Genomic DNA, 23,497 nt, shown 5'->3' with positions numbered 1-23,497 from the left:
ATCCTTCGTGCGGTGGGGACGAACGATGAGGGGTCCGGGTCGTGGGAGCGACCACGTTCCCTCGTCGTTGGTCCCGGGCGGCGGCGGTCGGCATGATCCTGCTGCTCGGTGGGACGGGTGAGGCGCGGGCGCTCGCGGAAGAGCTGGTGCGCGACGGCATCGAGGTCGAGTCCTCCCTCGCCGGTCGGGTCGCGCGGCCCAGGCTGCCGGTCGGGCCGGTGCGCATCGGCGGCTTCGGCGGGATCGCTGGTCTGCGGGCGTACCTCCGTGATCGGGAGGTCACGGCCGTCGTCGACGCGACGCATCCCTTCGCCGCGGGGATCTCGCGCAACGCCGTCGCCGCCTGCACCGCCGAGGGCGTCCCGCTCCTGCGTCTCGAGCGGCCCGGCTGGGCCGACGCCCCTGGTGCGGACGGATGGCACTGGGCCGACGACCTCGACGCGGCCGCACGCACCGCGGCGGCGCTGGGCGAGCGGCCCTTCCTGACGGTCGGCCGCCAAGGCCTGGGCCACTTCGTCGAGCCCCTTGCGGAGCACGCCGCCGCGGTGCGCGTGGTCGATCCGCCCGACGTCGAGATCCCCGACGCCTGGACCCTGCTCCTGAGTCGCGGCCCGTACACCGCCGACGGCGAGCGGGCCCTCATGGCCGAGCACCGGGTCGACGTCGTCGTCACCAAGGACTCCGGCGGCAGCCTCACGTGGCCCAAGCTCGAGGTCGCGGGTGAGCTGGGACTGCCGGTCGTGATCGTCCGCCGCCACCCCGCCACCGACGCCGTCGAGACCGTGAGCGACCCCGCCGCCGCCACTGCCTGGCTCCACGCCCAGCCGTGGGAGCGGTGACTTAGCGTCCGTCTGGACCGTGATCGGGCCAGGAAACGGACGCCAAGTCACCGCTCGACGGCTCGGCCGCACTGAGACGGACGCCAGGTCACCGCCCGACGGCTCGGCGGCCAGGAAACGGACGCTAAGTCACCGCTCGACGGCTCGGCCGCACCGAAACGGACGCCAAGTCACCGCCCGACGGCTCGGCCGCACTGAGACGGACGCCAAGTCACCGCCCGACGGCTCGGCCGCCAGGAAACGGACGCCAAGTCACCGCTCGACGGCTCGGCCGCACTGAAACGGACGCCAGGTCACCGTCGGCGGGGGCGGAGGGCGAGGAGGGCGGCGACGGCGAGGGCGCCGAGGTCGACGCGCCGCGCGAGGGCGGTGGCGCGGCGGAGTTCGGGCAGCGCGGGCGCCGGGCCGGAGCCCATGCGGGGCCGCTGCTCCACGCCGCTGGCATAGATCGTCTCGCCGCCCAGCTGGATCCCCAGGGCCCCCGCGAAGGACGCCTCGACCGGACCGGCGTTGGGGCTCGGGTGGTCACCGGCGTCCCGCCGCCAGGCCGCGAGCGCGCCCGACGGGTCGGAGCCCAGTCCGGCCGCGAGCAGCGCAGCGAGACGAGCGGGCAGCAGGTTGAGCACGTCGTCGAGCCGCGCCGATGCCCAGCCGAACTGCAGGAGTCGCTCCGTCCTGTGCCCCACCATCGCGTCGAGCGTGTTGGCGGCGCGGTAGCCGATGAGGCCCGGCACCCCGGCCGCCCCACCCCAGAACAGCGGCGCGACGACGGCGTCGGAGGTGTTCTCGGCGACGGACTCCACCACGGCCCGCACCACGTCAGGCTCGGTCAGCTCCGAGGTCCGGCGTCCCACGAGATGGGTGAGGCGCTGCCGAGCGGCGGGAAGGTCGTCGGCGTCGAGCAGCGCACCGACGGCCAGCGCCTCGCGCTCGAGCGACCGTGCGCCCAGCACGGCCCACGTGCTCACCGCCGTGAGGACGAGCCGCCCCGCCCGGCCGTTCCGACGTTCCACGACCCGGGCCACCACGACCGGCACGCCCACGGCCACGGCGGTGAACACGGCGCCCCGAGGACGTGAGTCGGCCCAGAGCCGACGTTCCAGCGCACCTGCCGCACGCCCGAACCCCGCCACCGGGTGCCAGCGCTGCGGGTCGCCGAACGCGCGGTCCGCAGCGAACCCGAGGCCGAGGCCGAGAGCCCGCTCGAGTCCCACGGTCAGAGGATGTCGGCGAGGAGCGCGGTGTCGCGCAGAAGAAGCGCGGCGGACCGCACGAGCGGGACGGCGGCGACGGCACCGCTGCCCTCCCCGAGGCGCAGCCCCAGGTCGAGCAGAGGCTCGAGGCCCAGCTTGGACAGCGCGAGCGACTGGGCCGGCTCGGTGGAGCGGTGCCCCGCGGCGAACCACGCCGACGCTCCCGGCGCGAGCTGCTCGGCGACGAGACCGGCGGCGACGCCGATGAGCCCGTCGAGCAGCACCGGGACGCCCTCGACGGCGGCCATCGCGAGGAACCCCGCGGCGGCGGCGATGTCGGCACCGCCGAGCGCGGCGAGGAGGTCGACCGGGTCCTCGTGACGGCCCGCGGTGCGGTCGAGGGCGGCCTGGACGACGTCGGTCTTGCGCTGCAGCCCAGCGTCGTCGACGCCCGTTCCACGACCGACGACCTCGTCAGCCGGGAGACCGAGCACCGCGGCCACGAGCGCGGCCGAGGGCGTGGTGTTGCCGATGCCCATGTCGCCGCTGATGAGCAGCTGAGCGCCGGCGGCGATCTCCTCGAGCGCCACCTTGGCGCCGGCGTCGATGGCCTGGAGGGCCTCCGCGCGGGTCAGCGCGTCCTCGACGTGGATCGCACCGCTGCTGCGGCGGACCTTGAACGCCTGGACGGCGGGATCGACGCCCTCGAGGTCGTCGTCGACGGCGAGGTCGAGGACCCGCACCGAGACGCCGTGCTGGGCGGCGAGCACGCTCACGCCCGCGCGACCGGAGAGGAACGTGCGGACCATGGCCGGCGTGACGGCTGCCGGGTAGGCCGAGACACCGTGGGCCGTGACGCCGTGGTCACCGGCGAACACGACGGCGCGGACGTGCTCGACCGGCGCGGGCGGGACCTGTCCCTGCGCTGCGGACAGCCAGACCGCGAGGTCGCCGAGCCGGCCCAGGGCGCCGGTGGGCGTCGCGAGCGCGGCCAGACGCTCGGCGGCCTCCTCGCGGACCGCTGCCGACGGGGCCTGGACCGACCCGGCGAAGCTCACAGCGAGGCCGCGAGGTCGCGACGGGCCTGGACGGCCGACGTCGAGGTGTCGAGACGCTTCACCAGGAACGTGAGGATGACAGCGAGGGAGCCCCACAGGGTGGCGAGGGTGATGAGCGAGGCCCGGCGGAAGTACCAGAGCAGGTCGGCCGGGAAGTCGCCCACCTCGTTGACGGTGGGCATCAGCTGGCCGAAGCCCACCACGACGACGAGGTAGAGCGCGACGCCGGCGACGACGGCCTCGAAGCCGCCGAGCCGCGGGACCAAGGCACGCGCCACGGCCACCGCGACGACGGCCGCCAGGAGGGAGATGGCGAGGTACCCGAAGTACTCGTTGGTCCGCTCGCCGATGGTCTCGGCGTTGCCGACGGCAGGCGGGGTGGCGGGGTACTTGAGGAAGGGCACGAGGGCCACCGAGACGAAGCCGAGGAGGGCCACGAGGAGAGTGGACTGCGCCGGACGGATCCGACCGAGACGACCCACGACGCCGGCGGCGACGAGTGCCACCAGACCTCCGAGGGCGGTTCCCACGACGACCGTGCCGGTGAGGAGACCCCACGTGCGCTGGTCCCCGCGGGAGACGGTGGTCCCCTCGTCGCCGTGGTCCTCACCGCCGTGGGCGGCGACGCCCTCGCCGTGGCCGTCGGCCTCGGACGCGGCGGCACCCGCCGCCTCGAGACCGATGGCGGCCTCGACGTGGGGCTCGCCCACCTGGTGGGCGACGACGAAGGTGAAGAGGCCGGCGAGCAGGCCGGCGAGGAGTCCTCGGACGAGGAACGAGCGTGCGGTCATGACAGGTCTTCCGATCAGGCTGGGAGGACCGACGGCCAGGGGCTCGCTCAGGACGGGGTCGCTGAGGTCACCCGGGCACGGGTCGGTCGAGAAGAAGGGCGCCGGGTCGTCGACCCGGCTGCGGGCTCACCGCCCGCGCGGGCTCAGTGGCAGGGGAAGCCGAGGAGGTGGCGTCCGTCGTGGACCCACTCGTGGATGGCGTTGCCCGACGGGATCGAGACCGCGCCCTGGTCGGCGCTGATGAAGAACAGTGCGATGACGGCGAGAAGCCCGAAGAAGAGCGCCCAGGGGGCGAGCTCGTTCAGCGGGATGGTGGGGACCTGCACCTCGGGGGTGACGACGGCCTGGCTCATGGTGCCTCCTTGGGATCGATGCGTCCCTGTCGTGAGTGGGCTTCCATGGGAACGTCTCTGACTCCACCCGCTGAGCGGGTGTCACAGTAGCGCGACTGTGCCGGACTCTCACCGGCTTCCGTCACCATGGACTCGCTCATCGTAGGGCATCGAGGAGGGGTTCCGTCCAGGGCTCATGTCATGGGATGGAGACGAGGCCCGCGTTCCCCAGAGGACCGGGAAGATCGTCCCCCGTGAGGCGGAACCAGGCCACCGCGATGGTGTCGCCGTGGCTCACGACGAGCGGTCGGGCGGCGGCCTCGCGACCGGAGAGGAAGTCGTCGACCCGGGTCACCACGGCGGCGAGTGCCTCGCCCGCCCCTTGCTCCACGAGGCGGTCGTCGACCGTGAGAGGAAGCCCCAGGGCCTCGGCCACGATCGTGGCGCTCTGGTGGGCCCGCACCGCGGGCGAGGTGACGACCTCGGTGAGCTCGAGGCGCTGGAGGTCGGGGAGGACCGCCTCCACCTGCGCGCGCCCGCGGTCCGTGAGCGGCGGATGGGCGGTGTGCCCCTGGAAGCGGCCGGTGGCGTTCCAGGTGGACTCGCCGTGCCGCATCCAGACGATCACGGCAGGCCGTCGACGTCGGCCACCGCGCCGATCACGGCCACGGCGGGGGCGCCGATGCCGGCCGACTCCGCCAGCTCGGCGATGGCGTCGACCGTGCCCCGCACGTCGCGCTGGGACGGGAGCCCGGCGTCGGCCACGACGGCCGCCGGGGTGTGGGGCGGCAGCCCGGCCGCCACGAGGGCGTCGGTGATGGCGGACAGGGTGCGCACGCCCATGAGGACCACCAGGGTCGTGCCACTGGCGGCGAGCGCCGCGTAGTCGAGCGTGGACTCCGGGTGACCCGGCGGCACGTGGCCGGACACCACCGTGAACCCCTGGGTGACACCTCGGTGGGTGACCGGGATCCCTGCGAGGCCGGGCGCGGAGATGGCCGAGGAGACACCCGGGACCAGGCGCGTCGGGACGCCGGCCTTGGCGCAGGCCACGAGCTCCTCGCCGCCGCGACCGAAGACGAACGGGTCGCCGCCCTTGAGCCGCACGACGGTGCGCCCGGCGAGGGCGTGCTCCACGAGGAGCCGGTTGATCTCCTCCTGGGGCGTGGACGGTCCACGCGGGATCTTGGCGACGTCGACGACGAGGCTGCCGGCCGGGGCGAGGCGCAGGGCCTCGAGCGGGACCAGTCGGTCGGTCACGACGACGTCGGCGGCGAGGAGCGCCTCCCGGCCGGCGACGGTCATCAGGCCGGGATCGCCTGGGCCGGCGCCCACGAGCGTGACCGTCCCCACGGGATGACGCGCGTCAGGGGACTCGGGGGATCCAGGTCGCGGAGAGCGTGGAGCTCCTTCGGCACGGACGGTGAGGAAGGCGTCGTCCGGGACGCTCGAGGAGCGGGTCACGAGGCCGCGCTCGACGAGGTCGCGCAGCGTGTCGCAGAGCGCCTCGGCGACGACGGTCACCGCGGCGCCGCCCTCGCGCAGCGCAGCGGACTCGGCGGCGGCGAGCAGCCCGCCGCCGACCACGGCCACGCGTCGGCCCCGGACGTCGAGCGAGTAGGTCATGCGGTGGCTCCCTCGCGGCTCAGGCGCAGGGCGCCCAGGAGTCGTCGGCTCACGTGCGGCCGGCGCACCGCGAGGCGCAGCCACGTGTCGTCGAGCCCGGGGAACGTGTCGGCGCGACGCGTCGCGAACCCGGCCGCTCGCAGGGACTCGTGGGCGCCGGCACCGGCGCGCACCAGCACGAAGGGCCCGGCCGAGACGGTGTGGTCGATCCCCAGCTCCGTGAGGCCGTCGGTGAGGACGCGTCGGTTCTGGACCGTGCGGTCGGCTCGGGCCGCCGCCTCGGCGAGGGCCTCGGACGTGGAGCACGCGCGCAGGGCGGCGATGGCGGCGGCGCTCACCGCCCAGGGCGTCTGGTGGGTCCGGAGCTCCGCCACGGTGCCGGCGTCGCCGAGGACGTACCCCGCGCGCACGCCGGGGATGGCCCACAGCTTGGTGAGGCTGCGGACCACGAGCAGGCCCGGGAGGCGCAGCGAGGCGACCGAGCCGCGCTCGCCGGGGACGCTGTCCATGAACGCCTCGTCGACCACGACGAGCCGGCCGGGCGCGAGCAGGGCCCGGATCGTCGACTCGGGGTGCAGGACGCCGGTCGGGTTGGTGGGGTTGCCGACGATCACGAGGTCGGCGTCGTCCGGGATGCTCGCCGGGTCGAGGGCGAACCCGTCCTCGGCGCTGGTGACGACGTGCGTGACGGTGTGCCCGGCGGCTGCGAGCGCGACGTCGGGCTCGGTGAACTGGGGGTGCACCACGACGGGTCGCTGCCAGGCACGCATCCGGGCGACGAGCCCGAAGGCCTCGGCGGCACCGGCCGTGGCGAGCACCTCGGCGGCCGGTCGGACGTGGCGGAGCCCGACGGAGCGCTCGGCGCCCCCGGCGTCGGGGTAGGAACCGGCATCGTCCAGGGAGGCGACGAGGGCGTCGTGCAGCCAGGCCGGCCGGGGCTCGTCGCTCACGTTGACCGCGAGATCGACGAGTCCTTCGCCGTTCTCCTGGTCGCCGTGCCACCGCAGAGGATCGGCAGGCCTCGCTGACCCGGGCATCGCTGCCGGCCTCACGAGCGGCGAAGGCGTCATGGCCGACCGGGTCGCCGGAGCGGAGGCGTGGACGGCGCTGGTGAAGGCCTGGGCGAGGTGGGGCTGGCCGGCCCAGTGGGTGTGGAGGTACGACGCGTGGAGCGTGTCGGTGGCGAAGCCCTCGGGTCCGTCGGGCAGGTCCCACGCGGCCGTGGTGCCGGCCCGTGGGGTGACGATCGTGCGGTGGAACTCGTGGCCCGTGGCGGTGCCGCCGGTGGCTCCCAGCAGTCCGTCCGCAGGCAGGGTCGCCTGGCGGTAGGCGAGCGTGAGGCGCGGCATCATGACGGCGTCGGCGTCGAGCGCACCGACCATGGGCGCGTCGTCGACGGTGCGGCAGAGGTAGAGGAGCCCGGCGCACTCGGCCACCGTGGGGATGCCGTCGAGGATCGCGGTGCGGAGGTCGTGACGCAACGACGTGTTGGCCGACAGCCCCGCGGCATGCACCTCGGGGAAGCCGCCGCCGAGATAGATGCCCTGGGTGCCCGTGGGCAACGACGCGTCGGTGAGCGGGTCGAAGGGCACGACCTCGCAGCCGGCCGCCTCGAGCAGCTCCGTGGTCTCGGCGTAGCGGAACGTGAAGGCGCGGCCTCCGGCGACGGCCACGACAGGGCGGTTCGAGCTCGACGGCGAGACGTGGGCGCGGGGGTCCCACGGATCGACGTCGAGGTCGGGAGCGCTGCGGGCGATCTCGACGAGGGTGGTGAGGTCGACGCGCTCGGCGATGCGCTCGCTCAGCCGGTCCAGGGCTGCTGCGGCATCGCCGCGCTCGGCCGCGGGGACGAGGCCGAGGTGGCGTGAGGGAGCGACGATGCCGTCGTCGCGCTGCAGGACGCCGAGGACCGGGATGCCGACCGAGTCGACGGCGCGGCGCACCTCGTCGGCGTGGCGCTGCGTGCCGGCCTTGTTGAGGATGACGCCGGCGATCGTGATGGCGGGGTCGAAGTGGGCGAGGCCCTGGACCATGGCGCCGACCGTGCGCGAGGCGTGGGAGACGTCGACGACGAGCACGACCGGGCTCTGGGTGAGCGCGGCGACGTGGGCGGAGGACGCGAACCCCTCGCCGCCGATCTTGCCGTCGAAGAGCCCCATGACGCCCTCGATGATCGCGAGGTCAGCGCTGTGCTCGTCTGCCGCCCACGGCCCGGCACCCCCGCCGGCGCGTGCGCCGTGGAGGAGGAGCGGGGCGATGTTCTCGACGCCCACGAGGTGCGGGTCGAGGTTGCGGCCGGGGCGGCCGGTGGCGAGCGAGTGGTAGCCGGGGTCGATGTAGTCGGGTCCGACCTTGTGGCCCGAGACGACGTGCCCGGCCCGCTTCAGGGCAGCCATGAGTCCCGTGGCGACCGTGGTCTTCCCGTGCCCCGAAGCAGGCGCAGCAATCACGAGCCGCGGCAACGCACCCCTGCCGGCACCGGGAGCGCGCATGGTGAGGTCGGCCGCCGTCGTGGGCTCGCCAGACTCTGACCCCCCAGGCGTGGCGGCCGGCCGAGCTGACGAAGTCATCACCACTCGATCCCCCTCTGACCCTTCTGGCCCCGGTCGAAGGGGTGCTTGACGTGCTGGATCTCCGAGACGAGGTCGGCGATGTCCACGAGGGCGGGGTGCGCGCGGCGGCCCGTGATCATCACGTGCTGGTGGCCGGGACGGTCGCGCAGCGTGGCGACCACGTCGTCGACGTCGAGCCAGCCGCGCTCCAGCAGGTACGTGAACTCGTCGAGGACGTAGAGGTCGTGCTTCTCCTCGGCGAGGCGGCGCTTCACCTCGGCCCAGCCCTCGGCTGCCTCGGTGGCGTGGTCGACCTCGGTGCCGGGCTTGCGCGACCAGGACCAGCCGGAGCCCATCTTGTGCCACTCGACGGGTCCGCCCTCGCCGGTCTGCTCGTGCAGCTCACCCAGGCGCTCGAGCACCGTCTGCTCGCCGATGCGCCACTTGGCCGACTTCACGAACTGGAAGACGCCGATGTCCCAGCCCTGGTTCCAGCCGCGCAGCGCGAGGCCGAAGGCCGACGTGGACTTTCCCTTGCCGTCGCCGGTGTTGACCATGAGGAGCGGTCGGTTGCGGCGCTGGCGCGTGGTGAGGCCGTCGTCGGGGACGGTGAGCGGCTGACCCTGGGGCATCAGGCAGCCCCGTGCTTGTCTGCCGACCACGGCCCGGCACCCCCGCCGGAGCCGCGCACGGCATCGGTGAGGGCGTCGGCGGTGACGTCGCCGAGCGCCACGTACTCGGCGCGGAGGTGGTCGGCGAGCGTGCGGGCGAGGCCCATCGTGAAGCGACCGGTCTCGCAGTCCACCACGAGGGTGTCGACGTCGACGAGGAGGCCGGCGGCGCGCTGCGAGCGGGCGATGGCGTCGGGACCGTGGGTGGCACGGCCGTCGGTGACGAGCACGAGGAGCGGACGGCGACGCGGGTCGCGGATGCGCTCGATGCGCAGCACCTCGGCGGCTCGCTCGAGTCCTTCGGCGAGGGGCGTGCGGCCGCCGGCAGGGAGCTCGTCGAGTCGGCGTGCTGCCACGTCGACCGAGCCGGTGGGCGGCAGCGCGAGGTCGGCGGTGCCGGCGCGGAAGGTGACGAGGCCGACCTTGTCGCGACGCTGGTAGGCATCGAGCAGCAGCGACAGGATCGCGGTCTTCACCTGGTCCATGCGTCGGCGTGCGGCCATGGAGCCGGAGGCGTCGACGCAGAACAGCACGAGGTTGGACTCGAGGCCCTCGCGGACGGCGAGGCGGAGGTCGTCGTTCTTGAGCGCCAGCTTCCCGGTCCGGCGACCGCGGGCGGCCTGGTGCGGGGCGGCGGCGCGCAGCGTCTGGAGGAGGTCGATGGAACCCCCGCCGTCGCCCGAGCGGTCGACCGGCCGGGCGCCCACGCGGCGGCCGCGGGAGGTGACGGCGCGAGAGCGTCGGCCCGCCTCGCCCTCGCCCGTGCCGGAGACTGCGAAGAGCTTCGTGCGGTAGGGCTCGCCCGCGGCGCTGGCCGTGGTCGACGACCCGCCGGCCTCGCCGGACGGAGGTGTCGGGCGGGGGGCGTCCTCGTCGGCCGAGCTCGTCGAGGGCTCGGCCGAGCCTTCGGCAGGCCCTGCGGGCGTGTCGTCGGACGAGTCTCCGGATGACTCCGGCTCCGACCCGCCGCCGTCGCCGTCCGGCGTGGGGTCCGGGTCGGGCTCGTCGTCGCCGAGTGCCTCGTCGAGCTGGTCCTCGTCGATGCCGGGGGCGTCGAACGGGTTGCGCCGGCGCCGGTGTGGCAGCGCGAGACGCGCGGCCACGCGCAGGTCGTCGGTGGTCACGCTGGTGCGACCGTCCCACGCGGCGTGCGCCACGGCGGTGCGCGCCATGACGATGTCGGCGCGGAGCCCGTCGACGTCGAAGGCCGCGCACACCTCGGCGATGCGGGTGAGCGCGGCGTCGGTGAGCTCCACCTCGGTGAGCAGCTTCTGGGCCGCGACGAGCCGGTCGGTGAGCGACTGCTCGGCGTCGGCGAAGCGGGCCCGGAACGCGGCGGGGTCGGCGTCGAACGCGAGGCGGCGGCGCACGACCTCCGCCCGGAGCTGCGGCTCGCGCGGTGCAGCGACCTCGACGGTGAGGCCGAAGCGGTCGAGGAGCTGCGGGCGGAGCTCGCCCTCCTCGGGGTTCATGGTGCCGACGAGCACGAAGCGCGCCGCGTGCTCGATGGAGACCCCGTCGCGCTCGATGGTCGCGCGCCCCATGGCCGCCGCGTCGAGCAGCACGTCGACGAGGTGGTCGTGCAGGAGGTTGACCTCGTCGACGTAGAGGACGCCGCGGTGCGCCTTGGCCAGGAGCCCCGGCTCGTACTCCACGGCTCCGCCCTCGAGCGCCTTCTGCAGGTGGATGGAGCCGAGCACTCGGTCCTCGGTGGCACCCACGGGGAGCTCGACGATCCGCACGGGCCGGGTGGCCACGTCGGCGTCGGGTGCGAAGGGTCCGTCGGGCGAGAGCGGCTCCGCCTCGCGGGGGTCGGAGGAGAACCGGTCGCCGGCCACGACGTCGATGGGCGGCAGGACGTCGGCCAGCGCGCGCACGATCGTGGACTTGGCCGTGCCCTTCTCTCCCCGCACCAGGACGCCGCCGATGGCGGGGTCGATGGTGGTCAGGAGAAGGGCAAGGCTCATGTCGTCGGAACCGACGACGGCCGTGAAGGGGTAGTGCAGTGGCATTCGGGGCTCCCGCTCGTCGCGCCTGGCTGACAGCCCGAGGCCGGTCTTCGGACTTCCTGGGTCCTGCGAACGCAGTCCCAGGTCACCGCAGCGGGCCCTGTGCCGGACTCTCACCGGCTTCCCTGATTCTCCCCTCGCGGGGCACCTCAGGCTGTTGATCGGGCACCAGCGTATCCGGGGCGGCGCCGACGGAGGAACTGCCTGGCGCACTCCCGGTCCGGCCGAACGCCGATTCTCGCGTCCCTGAGCGGGCCGGTAGCCTCGCCCGCATGTCCACGCCCCACGTCCTCGTCGTCGGCATCGGTGCCCACGGGCTCGAGGGCAGGGGGCTGGCCGAGGTGCTCGGGGCCGACGTCGTGATCGGCTCGCGACGACAGCTCGAGCTGCTGCCCGACGAGGTCGTCGCGCGTCGCGTTCCGTGGGGCTCGCCCTTGCGCGCCAGCATCCTCCCGATCCTCGAGGAGCTCGACGGCGCGGACCGCGTCGTCGCCCTGGCGTCGGGGGATCCCCTCCTGCACGGCGTGGCGACGACGCTCGTCGACGTGCTCGGCGATCCCGCCGCGGTGACCGTGGTGCCGGCGGTCTCGTCGGTGTCGGAGGCACGGGCCCGTCTGGTGTGGCCTGCGGAGACCACCTCGGTGATCCGCGACCACCGCGAGCTGCCCCGCCACCTCGTGCCCGGCGCGCGCGTGCTGGTCCTCTCCAACGACGGCTCGGTCCCGGTGGAGGTGGCAGCCCAGCTGCGCGAGCTGGGGTTCGGGGCGTCGACGCTCACGGTGCTGAGCGAGCTGGGCAGCCCCTTCGAGTCGGTCCGGACCGGCGACGCGACCACCTGGTCGGGCGCAGCCTCGGCGCTGCACGTCCTGGCCGTGGAGGTGGCCGGCGAGGGGCGTGTCCTGCCCCTCCTGGGCGGGCTCCCCGACCACGCCTTCGACCACGACGGCCAGCTGACCAAGCGCGACGTCCGGGCAGCAGCACTCGCCAGGCTCGCGCCGCTTCCGGGCGAGCACCTCTGGGACGTCGGCGCGGGAGCCGGGTCCGTGGGCATCGAGTGGGCCCGCGCCCATCCGCGCTGCTCGGTCTCGGCCGTCGAGAAGGACCCGGAGCGGGCGGCGAGGATCCGGACCAACGCACTGCGACTCGGCGTCCCGCGCGTGGAGGTGACCGAGGGCGGTGCACCCGAGGTCCTGGCTGCGCTCCCGGACCCGGATGCCGTCTTCGTCGGCGGGGGAGCCACCCGTCCCGGGCTGCTCGAGGCCTGCTGGGACGCGCTCGACGTCGGCGGACGGCTCGTCGTCCACGGCGTGACGCTGGAGACCGAGGCCGAGCTCGTCCGGCGCCACGGCTCGTGGGGCGGTGAGCTGACGCGGCTCTCCGTCGAGCACGCCGACACCATTGGCTCCTTCCGCGGCTGGTCGCCCGCCCGCACCGTCGTGCAGTGGAGCGTCGTCAAGGGAGACCGAGCGTGACCGTCCACTTCGTGGGAGCCGGCCCCGGTGCCGCAGACCTCCTGACCCTGCGCGCCGTGAACCTGCTGCGCGCCGCCGACGTGGTGGTCTACGCCGGCACGTACCTCGACGCCGAGGTGCTCTCGCACTGCCGCGAGGACGCTCGCCTCGTGGACACGCAGGACCTCGACCTCGACCGCATCACGGCCGAGCTGGTCGACGCCCAGGCGGCCGGCCTCGAGGTCGTTCGGCTGTGCTCCGGCGACCCCTCGCTCTACTCCGCGGTGCACGAGCAGGCGCGCCGGCTCGACGCGCACGGCGTGCCGTGGGACGTGACCCCGGGGGTGCCCGCGTACGCGGCCGCGGCAGCCATCGTGGGCGCAGAGCTCACGGTGCCCGAGCTCGTGCAGTCGGTCGTGCTCACCCGCACGCAGGCCCGCTCAACGGCGATGCCGGAGGGCGAGCAGCTCGCGTCGTTCGCGGCCACCGGCGCCACCCTGTGCCTGCACCTCGCGATCACCCGCACCCGCGAGCTGGCTGCCGAGCTGGCCGAGCACTACGGGGACGACTGCCCCGTCGTGGTGGTGTCGCGGGCCTCGCAGCCGCAGGAGCGCGTGCTGCGCGGGACCCTCGCCGACATCGCCGACCAGGTGGAGGCCGAGGGCCTGCGCCAGGCGGCCGTCGTGCTCGTGGGTCGGGCCCTGGCGCCTGATGTCCGCGGCGCCGAGTCCTACCTCTACGCCCCGACGAGGGACCGCTCCCTCAAGCGCTGACCCGCCCCCGCTGAGTGTGACGTCTGCGGGCCGGAATCCGTGAGATCACCCCCCAGACGTCACGCTCAGGGGGAAGGGGTGGGGTCGACGAAGCGAGGGGTCCAGACCTGGCCGCTCGCGGTGACGCGCGTCGACGAGGCACCGATGACGAGCAGGCACTTCATGTCGATGGTCTCGGGATCGAGCGCCTCGAGCGTCGTGACGGTGAGCGACTCCTCGGCACGGCCGACGTCGCGCCCGACCACGACGACGGTGTCGCCAGGACGCTCCTCGAGCAGGATCGAGCGCAGCTCGCCCACCTGCGTCGGACGGGCGCGGGAGCGCGGGTTGTAGACGGCGAGGACGAGGTCGGCGCGGGCGATGGCGCGTACACGCGCCTCCACGACGTCCCACGGCTTGAGCCGGTCCGAGAGGCTCAGGACTGCGAAGTCGGCACCGACGGGAGCTCCCGCCCGGGCCGCGACGGCCTGGACGGCAGAGACCCCGGGCAGCACCTTCACGTGGACGTCGGCGTACTGCGGGTCCTCCGCGGCCTCGAACACGGCCGACGCCATGCCGAAGACTCCGGCATCGCCGCCCGAGACGACCGCGACCTTCTCACCGGACAGCGCGAGGTCGAGGGCGAGCCGCGCGCGGTCCACCTCGACGGTGTTGCCCGACGCGTGCCGCTGCAGGCCCGCGCGCTGCGGCACCCGCTCCACGTAGGGGGCGTAGCCGACGACGTGGCCGACCTCGGCGAGCGCCTGCTCGACCTCGGGGGTGAGCCAGCGGTCGGGTCCGGGGCCCAGGCCGACGACGAGCACCTCGGCCGTCGCCGACGGCCTGACGTCGCGGGGGCGCGGCACCGGCTTCGTGTCGCCGGGGACCACGATGAGCGAGAAGTACGGGACGGTCGCGGGGTCGACGTCGGCCACCGGCATGGAGCGTTCCTCGGCCATCGACGCTCGCTCCACGTAGAGCGCGCCGTCGAGACGGCCCGCCTGCTCCATGGCCGAGCGGACCTTGGCGAAGGTGCGGCCGAGCTTCATGATGATGGCGCCGTCGGTGTCGGCGAGACGCCGGGCCAGCTCGGGCTCGTCGAGCGTCCCGGGCAGGACGGTGAGCACGTCGGTGTGGCGCACGAGCGGTGTCCCGGCCGCGGCGGTGGCCGCGGCGAACGCAGGCACTCCCGGCACGATCGCCGTCTCGTGCCGCTCCGACAGCCGGTCGTGCAGGTACATCGCCGAGCCGTAGAGGAGCGGGTCGCCCTCCGCCAGCAGCACGACGTCCCGGCCCTGCGCCAGGTGCGCCCCGACGCGCTGCTCGCACTCGTCGTAGAAGTCGCTCATGGCGCCGTCGTAGCCGCCGGGGTGGTCGGTGACCCCGGTCGTGACGGGGTACTGGAGCACCTCCTCGACCGTTCCGGGACTCACGAGGTCGGCCACGATGCGTCGCGCGTTGGAGGACTTCCCGACGCCCTGGTGGTACGCCACGACGCCGGCCTCGCGGATGAGCCGGGCCGCCTTGAGGGTCACGAGCTCGGGGTCGCCCGGCCCCACGCCGACGACGCGGAACGCGCTCACTCCTTCTCCTGTGCGAGCGCGTTGACGGCCGACGCCGCCATGGCCGAGCCCCCGCGGCGCCCGTGCACCGTGACGAACGGGACGTTGATGCCGGTGTCGGCGGCGAACGAGGCGAGGGCCTCCTTGGACTCGGCCGCGCCGATGAAGCCGACGGGCACACCGACGATGGCAGCCGGCCGGGGACCTCCGTCGGCGATGAGCTCGAGGAGGTGGAACAGCGCCGTGGGGGCGTTGCCGATCGCCACGAGCGCGCCCTCGAGGCGGTCGCCCCACAGGGAGACGGCAGCGGCCGAGCGGGTCGTGCCCCACGCGGTGGCGAGCCCCGGCACGCGCTCGTCGCGCAGCATGCAGATCACGTCGTTCTCGCGCGGGAGGCGGGCCCGCGTGACGCCCGAGGCCACCATGTGCGCGTCGGTGAAGATGGGCGCGCCGGTCTCCAGGGCCGTGCGGGCCGCGCCGGCCAGGCCGGGATGGATCACGAGGTCCTTCACGAGGTCGGTCTGACCGGTGCCGTGGATCATCCGCACGGCCACCTTCTCGGCGTCGGCCGGGACACCGGTCAGGTCCGTCTCGGCGCGGATCGTGGCGAACGAGTCGACGTAGATGGCCGGTCCGCTGCCCTCGTACTCGTAGCGGTGGGGCGGGGGCAGCAGCGTCATGCGTCCTCCAGGTCGGGGAGCAGCAGGCTGCGCCAGGGGGTCACGACGACGGGACCGGCCGCACGGTCCAGCAGCGGCCTGGCGAGCTCGGGCGTGAGCAGCCCGTCGGGGACGGGGACGTGCTCGACGGACCGGCCGTCGTCCTGCGCGATCATGCCCTGCGGCAGCGGGAGCGACGTCACGTGGGTGCGGAGGTCGCGAGCGTGCGGCGGTCCCGAGAGCGCCTCGACGCCCGTCCCGTCCGCACCGTCGAGCTCGTCGACGTGCCACGGAGCGTCGTCGCCGGTGCCGCGGACGTCGACGAACCGCCGTGCGACGTCGGCGAGGGCCTCGGGCAGCGCCTCGAGGGTCACGACGTCGCCCCAGTGCTCGGAGCCGATCCGCACCTGCGCGTGCTCGGCGTCCACGGCCATGGCGCCGACGTCGAGCGTGCGGTCCACGAGGTCGCCCCGTCCGTCGTCGAGGACGAACAGGAAGCGGGCGGAGAGATCGGTGAACGCGGGGTCGGCACACAGGAGCGCGTCGAGCTGCTCGGCCACAGGGCCGAGGTCGGCCTGGCCGCCCCGACGTCCGGTGAGCGGCGAGACCATGATGTTGCGCACGAGCTCGTGGGTCGGGGCGGGCAGGAACCCGGCCTCCGTGACCGCCTCGACGAAGGCCGGGTCGACGCAGCCGTCCTCGTGCGCGATGCCCCGCAGCTGCAGGTTGGCCCGCTTGGTCAGGGACACGTCGCCGTCGGCGTGGTCGGCGCTGATCTCGAGCAGGTGGCGCAGAGCGCCCTTGGTCGTGCGGCCTCCGACGAGCCGCAGCCGGACGAGGGCGCCGTCCTCGGCGATCCACGGCCGGAGCACCCCGGGGCAGCGGTCACGGTACGTGCGGGTCACGGCCGCCATGCTGCCACCCCGCCCCCCGCGACGGTTTACCACGGGGTGTTGGCAAACCGACCCATCCCTCGGGATCCTTCCCGCGGGATGGGTCAGGTTGCCGAGGGGAGTGCTCCGGGGCGGGCACGAGACAATGGACGCATGCGCCTCATCGATGTCCTCCCTCCTGACGGCGCCGCCTTCGACGAGGACGCCGTCAACGAGGCCATCGAGCAGTGGGTCGAGAGCCGCGGGCTGACGCTCTACCCCGCCCAGGAGGAAGCGATCCTCGAGTGCCTCGCCGGGTCCAACGTGGTGCTCGCGACCCCGACGGGCAGCGGCAAGAGCCTCGTCGCCACGGCCGCGATGGCCACGGCGCTGGCCCGGGGCGAGTGCAGCGTCTACACCGCCCCCATCAAGGCCCTCGTGAGCGAGAAGTTCTTCGAGCTCTGCGAGATCTTCGGCGCCGACAACGTCGGCATGGTCACGGGCGATGCCGCCGTGAACGCCGATGCCCCGATCATCGCGGCCACCGCCGAGATCCTCGCCAACATCGCGCTGCGCGAGGGCGCCCGCGCCGACATCGGCCTCGTCGTGATGGACGAGTTCCACTACTACGCCGACCCCGACCGCGGCTGGGCGTGGCAGGTCCCGCTCATCGAGCTGCCGCGGGCCCAGTTCCTGCTGATGTCGGCCACGCTCGGCGACACGACGAGCCTCGAGAAGGACCTGACCCGACGCACGGGCCGCGACACCGCCGTCGTCACGTCGGTCGAGCGACCGGTCCCGCTCATCAGCGAGTACGTGACCACGCCGGTCCAGGAGACGCTCGAGCAGCTCATCTCCACGGGTCAGGCGCCGGTCTACGTCGTGCACTTCACGCAGGCCTCGGCGATGGAGCGGGCACAGGCCCTCACCTCCATCAACGTCGCGACGCGCTCGGAGCGCGACGCCATCGCCGAAGCACTGGGCGACTTCCGCTTCAGCTCGGCGTTCGGCCGCACGCTCTCGCGCCTCGTGCGTGCCGGGGTGGGCGTGCACCACGCCGGCATGCTGCCGCGCTACCGCCGTCTCGTCGAGACGCTCACGCAGCAGGGCCTGCTCAAGGTGGTGTGCGGCACCGACACCCTGGGTGTCGGCATCAACGTGCCCATCCGCACGGTCCTGTTCAGCGGTCTGTCCAAGTACGACGGCACCCGCCAGCGCCAGCTCCAGGTGCGGGAGTTCCAGCAGATCGCGGGCCGCGCAGGACGCGCCGGCTACGACACGGTCGGCCACGTCGTCGTCGAGGCCCCCGACCACGAGGTCGAGAACGCCCGACTCGTGCGCAAGGCCGGAGACGACCCCAAGAAGCTCAAGCGGGTGCAGCGCAAGAAGCCGCCCGAGGGCTTCGTCTCGTGGGGCCAGGGCACCTTCGACAAGCTCGTGTCCGGCACCCCCGAACCGCTCGTCTCGCGCATGCGCATGACCCACGCCATGGTGCTCGACGTCATCTCCCGCCCCGGCGACGCCCGCGCCTCCCTCGAGCACCTGCTGCGGGAGAGTGGCGAGACCGAGGAGTCCCAGGAGCGGCTGCTCAACCGCGTCGAGGAGATCCTCGAGGCGCTGATCACGGGCGGCGTCGTCGAGGAGCTCGACGTCCCCGACGAGGACGGTCGCACCCTGCGTCTCACCGTCGACCTGCAGGCCAACTTCGCGCTCAACCAGCCGCTCTCGCCGTTCGCCGTCGCCGCGCTCGACCTCCTCGACCGCGAGGAGCCCACCTACGCGCTCGACGTCGTCTCGGTCGTGGAGGCCACGCTCGACGACCCGCGTCCCATCATCAACGCGCAGCGCCACCGCGCCCGCGGCGAGGCCGTGGGCGAGATGAAGGCCGACGGGATCGAGTACGACGAGCGCATGGAGCTGCTCGAGGAGATCACGCACCCCAAGCCGCTCGAGGAGCTGCTCGAGGCGGCCTACGAGGCCTACCGCATCGGTCATCCCTGGGTGAGCGACTACGAGCTCAGGCCCAAGTCGGTGGTGCGGCACATGTGGGAGCGGGCCATGACGTTCTCCGAGCTCGTCTCCGAGTTCGAGCTCGCCCGCTCCGAGGGCCTCGTCCTACGCTATCTCTCCGACGTCTACAAGACGCTCGGCCGCTCGGTCCCGGTGTCGGCGCTCGACGACGAGCTGGCCGACCTCATCGAGTGGCTCGGCGAGCTGGTCCGCCAGACAGACTCCTCCCTCCTCGACGAGTGGGAGGCGCTCATCGAGCCCGGCACCGACCCCCTCGAGGTGCGCGCCCAGGCCCAGGAGGGCAAGCCGCCGCGGCCGCTCACCGCCAACAAGCGGGCCTTCCGCACGATGATCCGCAACGCCATGTTCCGACGCGTGGAACTGCTGGCGTTCGGCCGCTGGACGGCCCTCGAGGCGCTCGCTCCCGACTCGGAGTGGAACGCGCTCGCGTGGCGCGAGGCCATCGACCCCTACTACGACGAGTACGAGAGCATGGGGACCGGCCAGGAGGCCCGCGGTCCGCGGCTGTTCATGGTGGAGGAGAACGCCACCACGTGGACCGTCCGCCAGGTCCTCGACGACCCGGAGGGCCACCGCGACTGGGGCATCAGCGCCGAGGTCGACCTGACCGCCTCCGACGAGGCCGGCGAGCCGGTCCTGCACGTCACGGCCGTCGGCCCCCTCTGAGCCTCACTCCCAGGAGGGCGGGGGGCGGAGCACGATCGACGCGACCTCGTCGGCCGTGTCCTCGACGATCGAGAAGTGGTCGGCGTCGAGCTCACGCAGCGTGACCGGCCAGCCCGCCTGTGACCAGTCCGCGTGGGCGCGGTGCACGTCCTCGGTGGCGATGAGCTCGTCGCGCAGGGCGTGCACGAAGGCGACCGTGGTGGTGCGCTGCACGGGCGGCTTGGCCGGCCCGACGGGCGCGCCGCTGATGGGGTCGTCGTAGGGAAACGCCCCGGCGGCCACGAGCACGGTGCGGGCCAGACCGATCCCGAGCCGTCGCTGGTTGAGCGTGAGGCTCGCTGCGGCGATGCCGCCCAAGGACCAGCCGAGGAGCGTGAGCTGGTCGGGGTCGTCGTCGGCCGTCTCGCGGGCGAACCGCAGCGACGAGAGGAGGTCGCTCCGTCCGCCGTCCTCGTGCGTGGAGTCCCAGTCGGGCACCACGACGCGACGTCCGGACGCGGCGACGGCCGCCGCCAGGCGGGTCAGTGCGAGCCGGTTGTCCGGGCCGCGTCCGTGCCACAGGAGAACGGTCGGGCCCTCGCCCACGACGTCGACGAGCCGGCCCGGTGCGTACTCCTGCGTCATGGCGCGACCTTAGCCGGGTCGCCGGCACCGTAGGCTGGGCCCACTTCGTCCGCGGCCGCAGGAACCCGGTGTCACTCCGGGGCGGTTCCGCCACTGTGTGCCGAGCGATCGGCAAGCCAGACACTGCCCGCGGACGGTTCCGACACCCAGGGGCGAGAACCCCGGAAGGATCCTGATGACCCGCATCGCGCTGCTGTCGACGTCCGACACCGACCTCCTGTCCGCCCGTGCGAGCGGCGCCGACTACCTGTGGGCCAACCCCGGCCGCCAGGTGGAGGGCCACCAGAGCATGGCCGAGGCCATCGAGGCCTCCGACCTCGTCATCTGCCGCCTGCTCGGCTCGCCCGACGACCTGTGCGGCGGCTTCGAGCGCATCCGCGCGACCGGCAAGCCCATGATCGTGCTGGGCGGCGAGCTCACGCCCAACGCCGAGCTCATGGAACTGTCCACCGTGCCCGTCGGCGTCGCGGCCGAGGCGCACCGCTACCTCGTCGAGGGCGGCCCCGAGAACCTCACGCAGCTGCACGCCTTCGCCTCCGACACCGTGCTCCTGACGGGCGAGGGCTTCGAGCCACCCGTCAACGTCCCGGACTGGGGTTTCCTTGATCGGTCGTCGTCGCCCGCCTTCCAGCGTGGAGAGCTTCAAGAACCACTCGCACTGCCGCGGATCGGCGTGCTCTTCTACCGGGCCCACCACGCGAGCGGCAACGAGGACTTCGCCCACGCCCTCGCCGACGCGATCGACGCCACGGGCGAGGCCGTGGGCCTCCCCATCTTCAGCAGCTCGCTCCGCTCCGCATCGGACGACCTCTACGAGGCGCTCGGGACGCTCGACGCCCTCGTGGTCACGGTGCTCGCGGCCGGTGGCGCCACCCCGGCGTCGGCGTCGGCGGGTGGCGACGACGAGGCCTGGGACGTCGCTCGCATGGCCGCGCTCGACATCCCGATCCTGCAGGGGCTCTGCCTCACGTCGAGCCGCGAGGAGTGGCTCGCCAACGACGACGGCGTCACCCCGCTCGACTCGGCCAACCAGATCGCCATCCCCGAGTTCGACGGCCGCATCATCACGGCTCCGTTCTCCTTCAAGGAGGTCGACGAGGACGGGCTGCCCCGCTACGTCGCCGACCCCGAGCGATCCGACCGCGTGGCCCGCATCGCGGTGCACCACGCGCGCCTGCGCCACACGCCGGCCGAGGACCGTCGGGTCGCCCTCATGCTCTCGGCCTACCCCACCAAGCACAGCCGCGTCGGAAACGCCGTCGGCCTCGACACCCCCGTCTCGGCCGTCCGCATGCTGCGCCTCATGGCCGAGGCGGGCTACGACCTCGGCGGCGACAACGAGGTCACCCGCATCCTCGCCATGGAGGACGACACCGAGGCCGGCAACAAGCTCATCCACACCCTCATCGACGCGGGCGGACAGGACGAGGAGTGGCTCACCACGGCGCAGCTCACCGACTCGCACGTGCGCATCACGCCCGAGCAGTACGCCGCGTGGACCGCCGAGCTCCCGCAGGACCTGCGCGACGGCATCGAGGAGGCGTGGGGTCCGGCCCCGGGCCAGCTCTTCGTGAACGGCGACGGCCACATCGTGCTGGCCACGTTGCAGGCGGGCAACGTCGTGATCCTCATCCAGCCGCCCCGCGGCTTCGGCGAGAACCCCGTCGCGATCTACCACGACCCCGACATGGCGCCGTCGCACCACTACCTCGCCGCCTACCGCTGGCTGCGCGGCTCCACCGAGTCGGGAGGCTTCGGCGCCCACGCCGTCGTGCACCTCGGCAAGCACGGCTCCATGGAGTGGCTGCCGGGCAAGAACGCGGCGCTGTCGGCCTCGTGCGCCACCGACGCGGCCATCGCCGATCTTCCGCTCATCTACCCGTTCCTCGTGAACGACCCGGGCGAGGGCGCGCAGGCCAAGCGTCGCGCGCACGCCGTCGTGGTCGACCACCTCATCCCGCCCATGGCCCGCGCCGAGACCTACGGCGACATCGCGCGCCTGGAGCAGCTGCTCGACGAGTACGGCAACATCGCGTCGATGGACCCGGCCAAGCTGCCGGCCATCCGGGGCGAGATCTGGACGCTCATGCGCTCGGCCGAGATGCACCGCGACCTGGGCCTCGACGAGCAGCCCGACGACGAGTCGTTCGACGACTTCATCATGCACGTCGACGGCTGGCTCTGTGAGATCAAGGACGTCCAGATCCGCGACGGCCTGCACGTGCTCGGCCAGGCGCCCGAGGCGTCGGTCCGCGTCGACCTCGTGCTCGCGATCCTGCGCGCCTCGCAGGTGTGGGGAGGCGAGGCCGGAGCGGTCTCCGGCCTCCGGGCCTCGCTCGGCCTCAAGGAGGGCGAGTCCACCAGGGTCGTCGACGACATCGAGACGCAAGCCCGCGCCCTGGTGCAGTCCATGGAGGACGCCGGCTGGGACGCCGACGTCGCCACCTCGCTCCACGACGACCCCGACGTCCAGCGGGTCCTGCGGTTCGCCGCCACGGAGGTGGTGCCGCGCCTCGCCGGCACGAGCAACGAGCTCGGCGCCGTGCTGCACGCGCTGGAGGGCGGCTTCATCCCCGCCGGTCCGTCGGGCTCGCCGCTGCGCGGACTCGTCAACGTGCTGCCCACGGGCCGCAACTTCTACACCGTCGACCCGCGGGCCGTCCCGTCGCGCCTCGCCTGGGGAACGGGCCAGGCCATGGCGGAGTCGCTGCTCCAGCGCTACCTCGACGAGACGGGTGAGTACCCGGCGTCGGTCGGCCTCTCCGTCTGGGGCACGTCGGCCATGCGCACGAGCGGCGACGACATCGCCGAGGTGCTCGCGCTTCTCGGTGTCCGCCCGGTGTGGGACGAGGCCTCGCGACGGGTCTCCGACCTCGAGGTCATCCCGCTCGAGGAGCTGGGCCGCCCGCGGATCGACGTCACGGTCCGCATCTCAGGGTTCTTCCGCGACGCCTTCCCGCACGTCGTGGCCATGCTCGATGACGCGGTCCAGCTGGTCGCCGACCTCGACGAGCCGGCTGATCGGAACTTCGTGCGGGTCCACACCGAGGCCGACCTCGCCGAGCACGGCGACCGTCGTCGCGCCACGACCCGCATCTTCGGCTCGGCGCCCGGCTCCTACGGCGCCGGCGTGCTGCAGGTCATCGAGTCCGGCACGTGGCGCGACGACGCAGACCTCGCCGAGGTCTACACGGCATGGGGCGGCTTCGCGTACGGCCGCGACCTCGCCGGGGTGCCGGCTGCCGACGACATGCGCACGTCGTACAAGCGCATCAAGGTGGCGGCCAAGAACATCGACACCCGTGAGCACGACATCGCCGACTCCGACGACTACTTCCAGTACCACGGCGGCATGGTGGCCACGATCCGTGCGCTCACGGGCGAGGACCCCAAGGCCTACGTCGGCGACTCCACCTCGCCCGACGCCGTCCGCACCCGCACGCTGCAGGAGGAGACCAACCGCGTCTTCCGCTCGCGCGTCGTGAACCCGCGCTGGATCGGCGCCATGCGTCGCCACGGGTACAAGGGCGCGTTCGAGCTGGCGGCCACGGTCGACTACCTCTTCGGCTTCGACGCCACGGCCGGTGTCGTGCACGACTGGATGTACGAGTCGCTCGCCAAGGAGTACGTGCTCGACGCCGAGACGCAGGAGTTCATGCGCGAGGCCAACCCGTGGGCGCTGCGCGGCATCGTCGAGCGGCTCTCCGAGGCGGCCGACCGCGGACTGTGGGCCGAGCCCGACCCCGAGGTCGTCGCAGCGATGCAGCAGGTCTACCTCGACGTCGAGGGCGAGCTGGAGGACCGGTGAC

At 73.5% G+C, this 23,497-nt stretch carries 18 protein-coding genes, 1 pseudogene and 3 riboswitches; of the genes and pseudogenes, 5 read left to right on the top strand and 14 right to left on the bottom strand.

The features are described from left to right. Positions 1-41: 41 nt before the first annotated feature. Positions 42-839 carry a cobalt-precorrin-6A reductase gene (locus ASD11_RS13695; RefSeq protein WP_235503325.1) on the top strand — a complete coding sequence of 266 codons (798 nt, stop codon included), beginning with the start codon at positions 42-44 and terminating at the stop codon, positions 837-839. A 293-nt stretch (positions 840-1,132) separates the two neighbouring features. Here the strand turns inward: ASD11_RS13695 and ASD11_RS13690 are convergent, their stop codons facing one another. The 10 genes and pseudogenes from ASD11_RS13690 to ASD11_RS13650 all read right to left on the bottom strand — a co-directional run bounded on the left by ASD11_RS13690 (position 1,133) and on the right by ASD11_RS13650 (position 11,074). Then, positions 1,133-2,053, bottom strand: coding sequence for a cobalamin biosynthesis protein (locus ASD11_RS13690; protein WP_235503324.1), 921 nt, complete (start codon positions 2,051-2,053; stop codon positions 1,133-1,135). Between the two features lie 2 nt (positions 2,054-2,055). Further along, positions 2,056-3,090 carry a nicotinate-nucleotide--dimethylbenzimidazole phosphoribosyltransferase gene (gene cobT, locus ASD11_RS13685; protein ID WP_056288005.1) on the bottom strand — a complete coding sequence of 345 codons (1,035 nt, stop codon included), beginning with the start codon at positions 3,088-3,090 and terminating at the stop codon, positions 2,056-2,058. Next, a complete protein-coding gene (locus ASD11_RS13680; RefSeq protein WP_056288003.1) occupies positions 3,087-3,881 on the bottom strand; it encodes a CbtA family protein in 795 nt (264 codons plus the stop codon). Before ASD11_RS13680 ends, cobT begins: the two co-directional genes overlap by 4 nt. Positions 3,882-4,024: 143 nt before the next feature. After that, on the bottom strand, positions 4,025-4,234 hold the full coding sequence (locus tag ASD11_RS13675) for a CbtB domain-containing protein (protein ID WP_056288001.1): 210 nt from the start codon (positions 4,232-4,234) through the stop codon (positions 4,025-4,027). Positions 4,235-4,264: 30 nt separating this feature from the next. Then, positions 4,265-4,378, bottom strand: a riboswitch (cobalamin riboswitch). Between the two features lie 34 nt (positions 4,379-4,412). Next, positions 4,413-4,841 (bottom strand): histidine phosphatase family protein, encoded by a 429-nt coding sequence (locus tag ASD11_RS13670; RefSeq protein ID WP_056287998.1) that lies wholly within the window; start codon positions 4,839-4,841, stop codon positions 4,413-4,415. Continuing rightward, positions 4,838-5,566: a uroporphyrinogen-III C-methyltransferase gene (cobA, locus tag ASD11_RS13665; protein ID WP_327019530.1), complete on the bottom strand. Its 729-nt coding sequence runs from the start codon at positions 5,564-5,566 to the stop codon at positions 4,838-4,840. Before cobA ends, ASD11_RS13670 begins: the two co-directional genes overlap by 4 nt. Positions 5,567-5,647: 81 nt before the next feature. Beyond that, positions 5,648-5,839 (bottom strand): annotated as a pseudogene (locus tag ASD11_RS18880) (NAD(P)-dependent oxidoreductase); the annotation flags it as partial. Next, entirely contained in the window at positions 5,836-8,331 is a 2,496-nt protein-coding gene (locus ASD11_RS13660) for a cobyrinate a,c-diamide synthase (protein ID WP_056287996.1), read from the bottom strand. The gene ASD11_RS13660 and the pseudogene ASD11_RS18880, both read right to left, overlap by 4 nt. Positions 8,332-8,408: 77 nt before the next feature. Next, positions 8,409-9,023 (bottom strand): cob(I)yrinic acid a,c-diamide adenosyltransferase, encoded by a 615-nt coding sequence (gene cobO / locus ASD11_RS13655; RefSeq protein WP_056287993.1) that lies wholly within the window; start codon positions 9,021-9,023, stop codon positions 8,409-8,411. Then, positions 9,023-11,074, bottom strand: a complete 2,052-nt coding sequence (locus ASD11_RS13650; RefSeq protein ID WP_056287990.1) for a magnesium chelatase subunit D family protein — start codon at positions 11,072-11,074, stop codon at positions 9,023-9,025. Before ASD11_RS13650 ends, cobO begins: the two co-directional genes overlap by 1 nt. Before the next feature lie 21 nt (positions 11,075-11,095). Then, a riboswitch (cobalamin riboswitch) is annotated at positions 11,096-11,238 on the bottom strand. 105 nt (positions 11,239-11,343) lie between these two features. On the opposite strand from ASD11_RS13650, the gene cbiT reads away from it, so the two are divergent. Both cbiT and cobM read left to right on the top strand, forming a co-directional pair. Continuing rightward, positions 11,344-12,543 carry a precorrin-6Y C5,15-methyltransferase (decarboxylating) subunit CbiT gene (gene cbiT / locus ASD11_RS13645; protein ID WP_056287987.1) on the top strand — a complete coding sequence of 400 codons (1,200 nt, stop codon included), beginning with the start codon at positions 11,344-11,346 and terminating at the stop codon, positions 12,541-12,543. Beyond that, on the top strand, positions 12,540-13,295 hold the full coding sequence (cobM, locus tag ASD11_RS13640) for a precorrin-4 C(11)-methyltransferase (protein WP_056287986.1): 756 nt from the start codon (positions 12,540-12,542) through the stop codon (positions 13,293-13,295). The genes cbiT and cobM overlap by 4 nt, the downstream gene beginning before the upstream one ends. A 65-nt stretch (positions 13,296-13,360) precedes the next feature. Here cobM and ASD11_RS13635 read toward each other — a convergent pair whose 3' ends face one another. The 3 genes from ASD11_RS13635 to ASD11_RS13625 are packed head-to-tail and all read right to left on the bottom strand — an operon-like array spanning position 13,361 to position 16,400. Then, positions 13,361-14,857 (bottom strand): precorrin-2 C(20)-methyltransferase, encoded by a 1,497-nt coding sequence (locus ASD11_RS13635; protein ID WP_056287983.1) that lies wholly within the window; start codon positions 14,855-14,857, stop codon positions 13,361-13,363. Beyond that, positions 14,854-15,516, bottom strand: a complete 663-nt coding sequence (locus ASD11_RS13630) for a precorrin-8X methylmutase (RefSeq protein WP_056287980.1) — start codon at positions 15,514-15,516, stop codon at positions 14,854-14,856. Before ASD11_RS13630 ends, ASD11_RS13635 begins: the two co-directional genes overlap by 4 nt. Then, complete coding sequence (locus ASD11_RS13625) at positions 15,513-16,400, bottom strand: nitrite reductase (protein WP_235503323.1); 888 nt, start codon at positions 16,398-16,400, stop codon at positions 15,513-15,515. The genes ASD11_RS13630 and ASD11_RS13625 overlap by 4 nt, the downstream gene beginning before the upstream one ends. A gap of 141 nt (positions 16,401-16,541) precedes the next feature. Between ASD11_RS13625 and ASD11_RS13620 the strand changes: the two genes are divergently transcribed. After that, the gene (locus tag ASD11_RS13620; protein ID WP_056287975.1) at positions 16,542-19,064 is read left to right on the top strand and encodes a DEAD/DEAH box helicase; all 2,523 of its coding nucleotides are present in this window, start codon (positions 16,542-16,544) and stop codon (positions 19,062-19,064) included. Positions 19,065-19,067: 3 nt separating this feature from the next. On the opposite strand, the gene ASD11_RS13615 is transcribed toward ASD11_RS13620, so the two are convergent. Then, complete coding sequence (locus ASD11_RS13615) at positions 19,068-19,688, bottom strand: alpha/beta hydrolase (protein WP_056287974.1); 621 nt, start codon at positions 19,686-19,688, stop codon at positions 19,068-19,070. A 35-nt stretch (positions 19,689-19,723) separates the two neighbouring features. After that, positions 19,724-19,834: riboswitch (cobalamin riboswitch) on the top strand. Between the two features lie 29 nt (positions 19,835-19,863). Here ASD11_RS13615 and cobN point away from each other — a divergent pair. Then, positions 19,864-23,496 (top strand): cobaltochelatase subunit CobN, encoded by a 3,633-nt coding sequence (gene cobN, locus ASD11_RS13610; RefSeq protein WP_056287971.1) that lies wholly within the window; start codon positions 19,864-19,866, stop codon positions 23,494-23,496. Position 23,497 lies beyond the last annotated feature (1 nt).

Source organism: Aeromicrobium sp. Root495 (assembly GCF_001426755.1).
Taxonomy (GTDB): domain Bacteria; phylum Actinomycetota; class Actinomycetes; order Propionibacteriales; family Nocardioidaceae; genus Aeromicrobium.
This window is presented reverse-complemented; position numbering and strand designations above follow the sequence as displayed.

Coding starts and splice junctions, on each gene's coding strand:
- ASD11_RS13630 (WP_056287980.1), bottom strand. CDS start 15,516: ATGACGCTGCTGCCCCCGCCCCACCGCTACGAGTACGAGGGCAGCGGA.
- ASD11_RS13615 (WP_056287974.1), bottom strand. CDS start 19,688: ATGACGCAGGAGTACGCACCGGGCCGGCTCGTCGACGTCGTGGGCGAG.
- ASD11_RS13620 (WP_056287975.1), top strand. CDS start 16,542: ATGCGCCTCATCGATGTCCTCCCTCCTGACGGCGCCGCCTTCGACGAG.
- cobO (WP_056287993.1), bottom strand. CDS start 9,023: ATGCCCCAGGGTCAGCCGCTCACCGTCCCCGACGACGGCCTCACCACG.
- ASD11_RS13675 (WP_056288001.1), bottom strand. CDS start 4,234: ATGAGCCAGGCCGTCGTCACCCCCGAGGTGCAGGTCCCCACCATCCCG.
- cobN (WP_056287971.1), top strand. CDS start 19,864: ATGACCCGCATCGCGCTGCTGTCGACGTCCGACACCGACCTCCTGTCC.
- cbiT (WP_056287987.1), top strand. CDS start 11,344: ATGTCCACGCCCCACGTCCTCGTCGTCGGCATCGGTGCCCACGGGCTC.
- ASD11_RS13650 (WP_056287990.1), bottom strand. CDS start 11,074: ATGCCACTGCACTACCCCTTCACGGCCGTCGTCGGTTCCGACGACATG.
- ASD11_RS13680 (WP_056288003.1), bottom strand. CDS start 3,881: ATGACCGCACGCTCGTTCCTCGTCCGAGGACTCCTCGCCGGCCTGCTC.
- ASD11_RS13660 (WP_056287996.1), bottom strand. CDS start 8,331: ATGCGCGCTCCCGGTGCCGGCAGGGGTGCGTTGCCGCGGCTCGTGATT.